Source organism: Paraburkholderia lebeckiae (assembly GCF_050436325.1).
Classification (GTDB): Bacteria; Pseudomonadota; Gammaproteobacteria; order Burkholderiales; family Burkholderiaceae; genus Paraburkholderia; species Paraburkholderia tuberum.
This window is the reverse complement of sequence record NZ_JBNDLZ010000002.1, coordinates 1,314,225-1,326,337: the sequence shown is the minus strand read 5'-3', so window position 1 is coordinate 1,326,337 and position 12,113 is coordinate 1,314,225. Positions and strand designations below refer to the sequence as shown.

Here is a 12,113-nt window from a genome sequence, read left to right as displayed (position 1 = left end):
GCTTCAACGGTTCGTCAGACTGAATTCCGCCATAGAGCGGGTTACATCGCCGGCCACACTGCGTAGCCGGTCAACAAGGTAGACAAGGAGACATAGATGATCGCTCTTCGCCTTCGCCGTTTTGCACAGGTGTCGATCGCCGCGGCCGTGGTGGCCGGCGCGCTCGGCAGCGCCGTGGTCGACGCGGCCACGCTGAACGTCAACGTATCGGCGCGTGGTAATCAGCGCTCGACCTGGCAGGACGCATTCGACCAGTTCAAGAAAGCCAATCCCGACATCGACCTGAAAATCACCTACGTGACCGAGGAAGCATACAAGGTGCAGATGGGCGGCTGGCTCGCCACCGATCCGCCCGACGTCGTGTCGTGGCACGACGGCGAACGAATGGCGTATTACGCGCAACGCGGTCTGCTCGAGGATCTGAGCTCGGACTGGGCGAAGAACGGCTGGTCGCAGCAGTATGCGTCGGTCAAGGACGCGTCGACGTACAAGGGCAAGCAGTATGCGGCACCGCTCGGCTATGACGCGTACGGCTTCTTCTATCGCAAGGATCTGTTCGAGAAGGCCGGCATCAAGAGCGAGCCTAAAACGTGGGACGAACTGCTCGAAGCGAACAAAAAGCTGAAGGCGATCGGCGTCGCGCCGATCGCGGTGGCCGCGCGCGATAGCTGGACGCTGGCCGCCTGGTTCGACTATCTCGATCTGCGCATCAACGGCAACGAATTCCACCAGAAGTTGATGGCCGGCGAAATTCCATACACCGATCCGCGCGTGAAGAAGGTCTACACGACGTGGAAGACCCTGCTCGACAATCACGACTTCATCGAGAACGCGCTGTCGTACGACGTCGATTCGATCGGCCCGATACTCAACAACGGCAAAGCCGCGATGATGCTGATGGGCACCTTCTTTTCGGCGAGCTTCCCGCCGTCGATTAAAGATCAGATCGGCTTTTTCCGCTTCCCGGTGATCGACGCAAATGTGCCGATGGCCGAGGATGGTCCCGTCAACGTACTGCTGGTTCCGGCAAAGGCAAAGAACAAGGCCGACGCGCGCAAGCTGCTCGCGTTCATGGAGACGCCGAAGATCAACGCCGAACTTGCGAAGGGCTGGGGAACCTTGCCGTCGAACAGCCAGGCGGCGCCGCCTGAAGATGCGATTTCGAAGGTCGGCTTCCAGACGCTCGCGAACACGAAGGGCGGCATCGCGCAGTTCTACGATCGCGATATGCAAAAGGAAATGGCCGACGAAGGCATGAAGGGCATGCAGCAGTTCTACAGCGATCCGTCGCAACTCGACAGCGTGCTCGCTCATCTCGAAGCGACGCGCAAGCGCATCTACCAGAAGTAAGTCCCGCCGGGCCGGCCGCGTGAACGGCCGGCTACGGCGCCCAGATTCCGCCTTCGATTTCCGACGAGGCCGTTCCATGTCTCATACCGCAGCGCGCCGCCTGCCCGCGGCGCGGCACCGTCGCGTCTCGACGACGCGCCGTCATCAGCATCGCGCCGCGTTTTTCTTTCTGCTGCCGGGCTGCGCGTTGTTCGCGCTGTGCGTGATCTATCCGATCATCAGCAGCATTTCGCTGAGCTTCTACCACTGGGACGGCATGACGCCGAAGACCTTCGCCGGTCTCGCCAATTACGTCGAGCTGTTTCAGTCCGATACGTTCTATACGGCGCTGAAGAACAACCTGATCTGGCTCGCGCTGTTTTTGCTCGCGCCGCCTCTCGGTCTGCTGTTCGCGCTGTATCTGAACCAGCACGTGCGCGGCATGCGCGTCGTGAAGTCGCTGTTTTTCGCGCCGTTCGTGCTGTCGGGCGTCGTGGTCGGTCTCGTATTCAGCTGGTTCTACGATCCGACGTTCGGGCTGCTGCGGCTGATCGTCGGCCGTGGCATCCCGGTACTCGGCGATCCGCATACGGTCACGTTCGGCATCATCTTCGCCGCGCTGTGGCCGCAGGCGCCGTTCTGCATGATCCTGTATCTGACCGGGCTCACCGGTATCAATCCCGAAGTGGTCGAGGCTGCGCGCATGGAAGGCGCGCAAGGGCTGCGACTGCTGTGGCACGTGATCCTGCCGCAATTGCGGCCCGCCACCTTCATGGCGGTGGTGCTGACCGTGATCGGCGCACTGCGCAGCTTCGATCTGATCGCGGTGATGAGTGGCGGCGGTCCGTTCGACAGTTCCACCGTGCTCGCCTATTTCATGTACGACCAGGCGATCAAGTACTACCGCGAAGGCTATTCCGCCGCGATTGCGGTCGTGCTGTTCGCGATCATGCTCGTCTATATCGTGTTCCATCTGCGCCGCATGTTGCGCGAGGAACGCTGATTCTCTGAACCTCAGGAGTATCCGGTCATGTATCCGCTTCCCGTCGAACGCTGGAAACCGCTGAATCGCACGCTTTACAAGGCCTCGCTGCCGCTGGCGTTGTTCATCTGGCTGCTGCCGATGCTCGCCGTGCTGCTGACCTCGATCCGCTCGACGGATGAATTGTCGCAAGGCGACTACTGGACGTGGCCGAAACACTTCGCGTTGCTGGAGAACTACGGCACCGCGCTCACGCAAACGCCGATGCTGCATTACTTCGCCAATAGCGTGCTGATCACGGTGCCGTCGGTGATCGGCGCGATCGTGCTCGCGTCGATGGCGGGCTTCGCGTTGGCGACGTATCGCTTTCCGGGCAACACGGCCGTGCTGTTCGCGTTCGTCGCCGGCAATTTCGTGCCGATCCAGATCCTCATGATTCCGGTGCGCGACATGGCGTTGAAGTTCGGCCTGTTCAACACCGTGTGGGCGCTGGTGATCTTTCATGTGTCGTTTCAGACCGGCTTCTGCACCTTGTTTCTGCGCAACTTCATCAAGCAACTGCCGTTCGAGATGATCGAGGCCGCGCGCGTCGAAGGCGCGGGCGAGTGGACGATCTATCTGCGCATCGTGCTGCCGCTGATCCGCCCCGCGCTCGCCGCGCTCGCGATCCTCGTGTTCACGTTCGTGTGGAACGACTACTTCTGGGCGCTGTGCCTCACGCAAGGCGACGACGCCGCGCCGATCACGGTGGGCGTCGCCGCGCTGAAAGGGCAGTGGACGACCGCGTGGAACCTCGTCGCGGCGGGCTCGGTGCTGGCCGCGTTGCCTTCGGTGCTGATGTTCTTCGGCATGCAAAGGCACTTCGTCGCCGGACTGACCTTCGGGGCGAGCAAGGGATAAACGGCGCTTGAAACACGATTGAAACGACGGCTCGACGTCAACTCACCACGAGACTTTCACATGCAACTTGGTGTCTGCTACTACCCGGAACAATGGCCGCGCGCGATGTGGGCCGACGACGCGCAACGTATGGTCGAACTCGGTATCACGCATGTGCGGATCGCCGAATTCGCGTGGAGCCGTATGGAGCCGCGCGCCGGCGAATTCGACTGGCTATGGCTCGACGAAGCCGTCGACGCGCTCGCGAATGCGGGCCTGAAACTCGTGCTCGGCACGCCGACCGCTTCGCCGCCGAAGTGGCTCGTCGACGCGCACCCGGACGTGTTGCCGGTGCGCGCGGACGGCACGCGCTGGAATTTCGGCTCGCGGCGTCACTACGATATTTCGAGCGACACGTACCGGCGCGAATGCGTGCGCATCGTCACCGCGATGGCGAAGCGCTATGGCCGGCATCCGTCGATCGTCGCATGGCAGACCGATAACGAACTCGGCTGCCACGACACGGTGCCGAGCTATTCGGCTGCGGCGTTGCAGCGCTTTCACGTGTGGCTGCAGCGGCGCTACGCAACGATCGGCGCGTTGAACGACGCGTGGGGCAACGTGTTCTGGAGCATGGAGTACCCGTCGTTCGACGGGATCGGCCTGCCGACGCTGACACCCACCGACGCCAACCCGATCCATCTGCTCGACTTCCGCCGCTTCATGTCCGACGAGGTGGCGAGCTTCCATCGCGAGCAGATCGACGTATTGCGCGAGCATGCGCCGAACGCGGATCTGCTGCACAACTTCATGGGCTTTTTCACGACCTTCGATCACTATCGCTTCGCCGCCGACAACGCGATCGACGTCGCCGCATGGGACAGCTATCCGATTGCGCGCACTGAGTCGATCGCGTTGCCGGAGGAGCAGAAGGCGCGCTTCGCGCGTACCGGACATCCCGACGTGTCCGCGTTCGATCACGACCGCTACCGGGGCATTGGCGACGGGCGCTTCTGGGTGATGGAGCAGCAGGCCGGTCCGGTGAACTGGGCGTCGTGGAATCCGATTCCGGCGCCGGGCATGGTGCGGCTATGGGCGTACGAGGCGTTCGCGCATGGCGCGGAGCTGGTGTCGTATTTCCGTTGGCGTCAGTGCCCGTATGCGCAGGAGCAGATGCATTCCGGGCTCAATCTGCCGAACGACGAACTGTCGCCGGGCGGTCTCGAGGTGCAACGGGCCGCGCGTGAGATCGCGGGCAGTACGGCGCTGTCGACGCTCGCCGCGCCCGCGCGCGCGGTCACCGCGCTGATATTCGACTACGAGACCCAATGGATGTTCGAAATCCAGCGTCACGGCAAGGGCTTCGACTACCAAACGCTCGCGTTCGACTACTACGAGTCGCTGCGCGAACTCGGGCTCGATGTCGATATCGTGTCGAGCCGGGCAGATCTTTCGCGCTATCAGCTAGTCGTGGTGCCGAGTCTCGCGGTGATCGACGCCGCGCTCGTCGAGCAGATCGCGCGTTCGAACGCGCAATGGGTGTTCGGCCCACGCAGCGGCTCGAAAACCGACGCGTTCGCGATTCCCGGCAATCTGCCGCCCGGCGCGTTGCAGCGCGCGCTGCCGATCCAGGTGCTCGAAGTCGAAACGCTGCGCTCGACGCTCGCGCCCGCGCTGTCGATCGACGGCACCGAGGGTCACGCGCTGCACTGGCGCGAGCATGTGCGCGCCAATGGCGAGACACGCATTGCCGCGCGCTTCGACGATGCCTGGCCCGCGCTGCTGACGCACGGCAACGTGCGCTATGTGGCCGGCTGGCTGTCGCATGAACTGCATCGCACGCTGTTGCGGCAGGCGGCGCGCGACGCGGGCCTCGATACGCAGGTACTCGCCGACGGACTGCGGCTGCGCCGCCGCGGCGGCTTGACCTTCGCATTCAATTTCGGCGCGCAACCGGTGCAGGCGCCAGCACCGCGCAATGCGACGTTCGTGCTCGGCGAGCCGCGCCTGAATACCGGCGACGTCTGCGCGTGGAAAGACGCGTGACGTAGTGTGGTTGTCACGTCACGTCAGGAAGTCAACCAGGGAGGAAGTGGTAACAGCAGTCAGAAACTCGCAGTTCAAAACTCGAAGGTTGCAGCACGGACGCATCAAACCAGGACCAGGCGGCCCGCAAAGAGCCGCCATTTAATCGATGGAGGATGACGGATGAACCGAAGAGAAATGCTGGGATGGCTGGCGGGCGCCGCTGCGGCGGCGGGTGTCGGCGCGACGCTCGGCACGCCCGCTGTTGCGGCGGAGCAGGGTGGGGCACCCGGCAACGCCACGGCGCAGGACGCCGCTGCGCTTGCAAACCGCTTCGCGATGGGCGCGGACGTCTCGACGTTGCTCGAACTCGAAGCGAACGGCGCGAAGTACTACGAGCATGGCGAGGCGCACGACTGCCTGCATATTCTGAAGCGTCACGGCGTCGATTCGATCCGTATCAAGGTGTGGAACGATCCTGGCAATCCTGACTTCTTTCCGGCCAATCAGAGCCCCGCGGCCGGCTGGAACAATGCCGGGCACGTGCGCATTCTCGCGCGCCGCGCCGCCGCGCTCGGCCTGCGTATTCTGATCGACTTCCACTACAGCGACTGGTGGGCCGATCCGGGCAAGCAGTACCCGCCGCACGACTGGGCCGGCAAGGACATCACCGAGACCTGCGCGCTGCTGTCCGCGTATACGTCGAACGTGTTGCGGATGCTCGAGCGCGACGGCGTGCATCCCGAGTGGGTGCAGATCGGCAATGAGATCACCGGTGGCATGCTGTGGCCGCTCGGCAAGTACGATCAGCTCGATAACCTCGCGGCGCTACTGAAGGCTGGGCACGACGCGGTCAAATCCGTCGACGGGCGCATCAAGGTGATGCTGCATATCGACAGCGGCGGCAACAACGCGACGAGCCGCTGGTGGTTCGACAACATGACGCAGCGTGGCGTCACGTTCGACGTGATCGGCCTGTCGTATTACCCGCAATGGCAGGGCTCGTTCAGCGACCTGCAGGGCAATGTGAACGATCTTGCGACGCGCTACGAGAAGGACGTGATCGTCGTCGAGACCGCGTATCCGTGGACGACCAGCGACGGCGATCCGGAACCGGACTCGATGACCAACGTCGGCACCTCGCCGTACCCGCAGACGCCCGCCGGACAGGCGCAGTTTCTCGGCGCGGTGACCGATATCGTGAAGGGGATCCCCGACGGACACGGGAAGGGCGTGTTCTGGTGGGAGCCCGAGTGGATTCCGACGCCGAACGTCGGGTGGAAAGTCGGCGCCGGCGACCAGTGGGACAACAACACGCTGTTCGATTTCCACGGCAATGCACTGTCGTCGCTGGATGCGTTCCGGCAGCGCTAGCGCATCGCGGATGACGCGCGGCTGAATGCGCGCCAGCCGCTACGCGCATGGGACACGCCGGCATCACTGTGCCGGCGATGCCTGCCCCTTGTGCTGGTTCACGCACTCCGACGTGATCGCCATGCTCGCCTGATCGGGCGTCATGTGGGGCGCGTCGGGGCTGAAGATTTTTTCGATGATCGCGTCGACGGCCGCGCGGTCGGACGGGTCTTTGTAGTAGTGGGCGGCCTGTTCGAGCGCCTGAGCTTTGGTCTTTTTGTGCGCGCGCCACGACGCGACCTGGCCGGCGATATCGCCGAGCGCGAAACATTGATCGCTGACAGTCTGCGCGACGGCCTGAGCGGCCGGCTGCGCGATGCACAGCGCGACGAGCGCGGATACGACTACGCGTTTCATTACCGGAGTCCTGACATGAGACGGCGGCGGCGCGAAAGCGGCGGTGATCGCCGCGCCGGGCCGCGCGCGGAAAAATTGTTGCGTAGTGTATCGGGAAGTGGGCCGGGGCGCTTTTTGCCGCCGTGGATCACAATGCCGCAGGCGAACGGGTGTGACGTCGATGCGTCACAGCGGCAGCGGCCGGTCCTTTAGCCAGGTTTCAGGCGCGGCGATGGTTCTGATTGCCGTGCTGCTGTGTGTCGATCAACTGCTCGCGTTCTGGTAAGCGAGAGATTCGAGGCGTTCAGCGAAACAAAAAGCCGCCCTGCGATTCGCAGGGCGGCCTCTGGGTCACCACTCGATCGAACCGTTACCGGTCCGCTGGCGCGCACATTTCATTGCACGCTCAATGGCCGAACGACTCCGTCTTCGACGCACCCGCGTCCACCGCCTGCGGCCGTGCCGCCTGCTTGATCAGCAGCGCGACGCACGACAGCAGACCCGCCACCGCGATCGTCGCGAAGATGCCGCCGAACGAAAAGTGGCGGCGCGCCAGCTCGGCTACGAGGAACGAACCCGCGATGCCGCCGAAGCGGCCGACGCCAAGCATCCACGCGACGCCCGTGCCGCGGCCCACGGTCGGGTAGAACGCGGCGGCGAGCGCCGGCATCGACGATTGCGCGGTATTCATCAGCACGCCGGCGATGAACACGATCAGCACGAGCGCGCCGACGTTGCCGGCCGCCTGACCGATGAAGTACACGCTGACGGCGGTCAGTGCATAGCAGGCCGCGATGATGCGATTCGCGTTGAAGCGGTCCATCAGCACGCCGGCCAGCACCGCGCCGACGCCGCCGAGCGGGAACAGCGCGGAGATCAGCGTCGCGCGTTGCGGCGTGAGGCCGGCGTCCTTCAGCAGTATCGGCATCCAGTTGATCGATGCGTAGAAGATCACGAGGCCCATGAAGTACGCGAGCCACAGCATCACCGAACCGACGATGTACGAGCGCGACAGCACGACGCCGAGACCTTTGCCGCCGGTTTGCGGCGCGGTTTCGGTCATCGTGAAACCGACGGCCTGCACCGCGTCGCCGGAAATGCGCGCGAGAGCGGCGCGAATCCGCTCGGCCGGCTTGTTATTCGCGACCATGTAGCGGACCGACTCCGGCATCTTCGCGAGCAACAGCAGCAACAGCAGCAGCGGCGTGACGCCGCCGAGGATCAGCACGCTGCGCCAGCCCAGATGCGGAATCATCCACGCGGCGAGGAAACCGCCGAACGCGGCGCCGAGAGGGAAGCCGCAGAACATCAGGTTGATCACGGTGGCGCGGCGCTTGTCCGGGCAGTATTCGCCCATCATCGTGACCGCGTTCGGCATCGCGGCGCCGAGGCCGACGCCGGTGACGAAGCGCAGCACGGTCAGTTGGTCGATGCCGGTCGAGAACGCCGACGCGAGGCAGGCGAGGCCGAACAGCAGCACCGAGCCGATCAGCATCGAGCGACGCCCGAGGCGGTCGGACAACGGACCCGAGCCGAGTGCGCCGCACGCGAGGCCGAACAGCGCGGCGCTCAGCACCGGCGCGAGCGCGGGCTTGTTGATACCCCATTCGGTGATCAGTGAAGGCGCGATGAAGCCGATCGCAGCAGTGTCAAAACCGTCCAGCAGGACGATGATGAAGCACATGAAAAAGATCAGCCACTGGAACGGCGAAAACGGATGCTCGTTGATGAAGGTTTGAACGTTCACAGCGGGGCTGCGGTTCATGATGGTCTCCTGGCAGCGAAAGGCCCGACACGACGAGCTATTCTTCTCTAAGACTGTACGCCGTCTGGCAACGGCGTACGATGCCTTCGGCGGGCCAACTGACCGTTCGTCGGCAATGAATCACACCCGGACGGATCGGTTTGACGGAATCGCGCCGGGCGAGGGAATTTGTTCGCATAAAGAACCGAGATTCTCTATGCGAACGCGCGCCACTGTAAGGAATGAAATCGATGCGGTCAACGGGGGAATACCCGAGCTTCGCAGTGGCGGACGTGCCCGCCGATGTATGGGAGCGGCGCGCTGCAATAGGGCCGGAGAAAGGACGAGGCACGCCAGGCTCAACGCGCCAAAACAACCGGCGAGCGGCGTCGAGACATCAGCCCGTCAGGCCGTCACCCCTGGATTGGCCACCGTCCGCTCGATTCGCCCCAGCCGGACCACCGTCACACCGGGGCGTAACTGCCGCAGCGACGGCATCACGAGCATGCAGTTGTCGTAGGGGGTGCGCATCTCTTCGCCGTTCGATCAGCCGATCACGGCACCCGCCTCGGCGAAAACCTCGAGGCCGGTGTACGCCGCGGCGAAGCTGAAAGTCCATGCTGGTCGCGACGACCGGCTGTGTCACGCGCACGATATTCTGCTCGGGCGGACGGTGCCCGGCGTAGACGTATTCAAATGGGGTTTCGACTTGCAGCGGGTGGGCGCGCTTTGATGGGCCTGGCGCGTCGTTCATATCAGGCGACTTTTGCCGCGATCGCCTCGCCGACTTCGCTCGTGCTTGCCTTGCCGCCGAGGTCGCCGGTGTGCGGACCCTCGATCAGCGTCGCCTCGATCGCCTTCAGGATCGCGTCGTGCGCTTCGCGCTCCTTGCCGCTCGAATGACCGAGGAAGTCGAGCATCATCGCTGCCGGCAAGTACATCGCGATCGGATTCGCGATGTGCTTGCCGGCGATATCGGGTGCCGAGCCGTGCACCGGCTCGAACAGCGACGCAAACTTGCGGCTCAAACCACTGTACCCGGCGCTAGTAATTTGCCTGACTGCGAGCACTGGCTTCGCGGCCGGGCTGACGGCCACCCGTCATCATTCATCGGAAAATGGACCGTCACCGAGGTGGTCGGATACAGCGATGTTTCGGGCGGAATACCTGAGGCAAAACGACTGCTCGGCAAGGTGCTGAGCATATCTACCGGGCAGATCGAATTCGCAGGCGAGCGCTGTCGTCCGCACGGCGGTTTCAACGATGCGCATCGCGTCGTATTCGGTTGGGACGGCGTGATCGTGCGGGCAGTGAAATTGTCACCATCTCTACCGCCCCGCATTCAACTTGCGCCACAGCGTCGTCTTGCTGATGCCCAACGCGGCGCAAGCTGCATCGCGATCACCGTCGTGAACCGCGAGCACCGCGCGGATTTCATCGGCTTCGACATGACGGCTGCGCTCGCGCAGCGTCAGCGCCGCCGGCTTCGCGCGCGCGACGGGCTCGACGACTTCCGGCGCGATCGCGCGCAGCATGTCGCGCGTGACGAGCGCCGCACTCGCATCGGTGTCCGCATCGCCATCGGCGAGTTCAACCACGATCCGCTCGATCACGTTCTGCAACTCGCGCACATTGCCCGGCCACGCATGGCGCCGCAACGCCGGCCCCAAACCCTCCAGCATGCGAGCGGCGGTCTGCGCGTCGGGCACGCGCGCCGCCAGCCTCGGCTCGCGCGCGGCCGCCTGGCGCAACAGTTCGGCGGCGAGCGGCAGCAGGTCGTTCGGCCGCTCGCGCAGCGGCGGTAGCGCGATGCTGAGGATGTTGAGCCGGTAGTACAGATCGGTACGGAAACTGCCGGCTGCGACGGCGTCGGTCAGCGCGCGATGCGTCGCCGCGACGATGCGGATATCGACGCGCATCGGCTCCGTCGACCCGAGCCGCACCACCTCGCGCTCCTGCAACACGCGCAACAGGCGGCTTTGCAACGGCAACGGCATCTCGCCGATCTCGTCGAGAAACAGCGTGCCGCGATGCGCGACCTCGATCAGCCCCGCCTTGCCGCCCTTGCGCGCGCCGGTGAACGCGCCTTCCTCGTAGCCGAACAGCTCGCTTTCGAGCAGCGCCTCCGGAAACGCGCCGCAATTGATCGCGACGAACGCGAAGTCGCGTCGCGCGCTCAGTTGATGCATGCTCTGCGCGACCATCTCCTTGCCGGTGCCGCTTTCGCCGAGAACCAGCACGGTCGCGTCCGACCTCGCATAACGCGCGACGAGCGCGCGCACCCGTTTGATCGATTCCGACGCGCCGACGATATCGTCGAGCCGGTAGCGCGCGGTGAACTGCTGCACGCGTTGACGCGCGCGCAGCGTCCGATCGAGCCGTTCGACCGCGCGCGATTCCTGAAACGTCAGTACGGTGCCCGGCGCCGCGCCGCTGCTTGCGAGCGGGCCGCGATGCACGACATAGCTGGCGCCGCGCACCGTGCAGAAGCTGTCGCCCTCCGCGTCCGGCAGACTGCCCGCGAGGTCGGGCGCGAGTTCGAGCAGCGCGCGGCCGACGGCCTTTGCCGCATCCATACCGAGCACGCTCGCGAGCCGCTGGTTCATCAGTTCGACGCGGCCTTGCGCATCGAGCGCGACCACGCCGTCGCGCAGGTGCTGCAGCAGCGTGTCGAGCCGCTGACGTCGCACGGTTTCGCGGCGCATCGCCTGCGCGACTTCGAGCGCGGTGTCGAAACCGGCCCGCACCGACGCGCGCGAGTACAGAAACACCGCGCCCATGCCGGCGTTCGCAGCGAGGTCGGTGACCATGCCTGGGCCGACCACGACGTCGATGCCACGATCGCTGAGATCGAGCACGACGCTTTCCGCGTCCTGCGCCGACTGATACGACGCGAACGTAACATCGAGCGCGTACGCGGCGGTGAAACGGCGCACTTCGTCGGGCGTGTCGCCATGCGTGACCAGCGCGATGCGCGCGCCCTCCCGACGCGCGCGGGCGAGTGCATGCATGACGTCGTAGCCGGTCGGGCTGATCCGCACGACCGGCACCGACACGCGCGTTTTCAGATACGCGCCGTTCGAGCCGCCTGCGAGCACGACGTCGGGCCGCGCGGCGCCCGCGCCCTCGATTTCGCGCACTGCGTCTTCGAACGCGTGCGACACGATGCGAACATCCGCGTGTTCCACGTATTCGCCGGCGATGTCGAAGAACAGATCGCGCAGGCGGCTAATGCTGAGCGCCCAGACGCGCGGGCGTTGCGGCGGTTCATAAAGAGGCGTGCTCAAGGCGGGTGGCTCGCGACGGGACGGTTCGGGATCTCCATTATGCGAGCATTCATTGCCGATTTGAAATGCGCAGTTTCATTAGTGAAATCGCGCGTCGGGCGGGGCTGCGTCATCGTTT

The 12,113-nt window shown here is 64.6% G+C and carries 8 protein-coding genes and 2 pseudogenes; 5 read left to right on the top strand and 5 right to left on the bottom strand.

Annotated elements, in window-relative coordinates:
- The first annotated feature begins 96 nt into the window (after nt 1-96).
- The 5 genes from OKW44_RS09255 to OKW44_RS09235 all read left to right on the top strand — a co-directional run bounded on the left by OKW44_RS09255 (nt 97) and on the right by OKW44_RS09235 (nt 6,589).
- Nucleotides 97-1,350: an ABC transporter substrate-binding protein gene (locus OKW44_RS09255; RefSeq protein WP_018424687.1), complete on the top strand. Its 1,254-nt coding sequence runs from the start codon at nt 97-99 to the stop codon at nt 1,348-1,350.
- A gap of 76 nt (nt 1,351-1,426) precedes the next feature.
- Nucleotides 1,427-2,332, top strand: coding sequence for a carbohydrate ABC transporter permease (locus tag OKW44_RS09250; RefSeq protein WP_018424688.1), 906 nt, complete (start codon nt 1,427-1,429; stop codon nt 2,330-2,332).
- A 27-nt stretch (nt 2,333-2,359) separates the two neighbouring features.
- A complete protein-coding gene (locus OKW44_RS09245) occupies nt 2,360-3,211 on the top strand; it encodes a carbohydrate ABC transporter permease (protein ID WP_018424689.1) in 852 nt (283 codons plus the stop codon).
- A 60-nt stretch (nt 3,212-3,271) separates the two neighbouring features.
- The gene (locus OKW44_RS09240) at nt 3,272-5,236 is read left to right on the top strand and encodes a beta-galactosidase (protein WP_018424690.1); all 1,965 of its coding nucleotides are present in this window, start codon (nt 3,272-3,274) and stop codon (nt 5,234-5,236) included.
- Between the two features lie 162 nt (nt 5,237-5,398).
- Entirely contained in the window at nt 5,399-6,589 is a 1,191-nt protein-coding gene (locus OKW44_RS09235; protein ID WP_026226571.1) for a glycoside hydrolase family 53 protein, read from the top strand.
- A 63-nt stretch (nt 6,590-6,652) separates the two neighbouring features.
- Here OKW44_RS09235 and OKW44_RS09230 read toward each other — a convergent pair whose 3' ends face one another.
- From OKW44_RS09230 to prpR, 5 genes and pseudogenes are all read right to left on the bottom strand, one after another.
- Complete coding sequence (locus OKW44_RS09230) at nt 6,653-6,985, bottom strand: hypothetical protein (RefSeq protein WP_018424692.1); 333 nt, start codon at nt 6,983-6,985, stop codon at nt 6,653-6,655.
- Nucleotides 6,986-7,370: 385 nt separating this feature from the next.
- Nucleotides 7,371-8,729, bottom strand: coding sequence for an MFS transporter (locus OKW44_RS09225; RefSeq protein ID WP_018424694.1), 1,359 nt, complete (start codon nt 8,727-8,729; stop codon nt 7,371-7,373).
- A gap of 384 nt (nt 8,730-9,113) precedes the next feature.
- Nucleotides 9,114-9,363, bottom strand: a pseudogene (locus OKW44_RS09220) (succinylglutamate desuccinylase); the annotation flags it as partial.
- A gap of 100 nt (nt 9,364-9,463) precedes the next feature.
- Nucleotides 9,464-9,733: pseudogene (locus OKW44_RS09215) on the bottom strand (isocitrate/isopropylmalate family dehydrogenase); the annotation flags it as partial.
- 303 nt (nt 9,734-10,036) lie between these two features.
- Complete coding sequence (prpR, locus tag OKW44_RS09210) at nt 10,037-11,995, bottom strand: propionate catabolism operon regulatory protein PrpR (RefSeq protein ID WP_018424697.1); 1,959 nt, start codon at nt 11,993-11,995, stop codon at nt 10,037-10,039.
- Nucleotides 11,996-12,113: the final 118 nt, after the last annotated feature.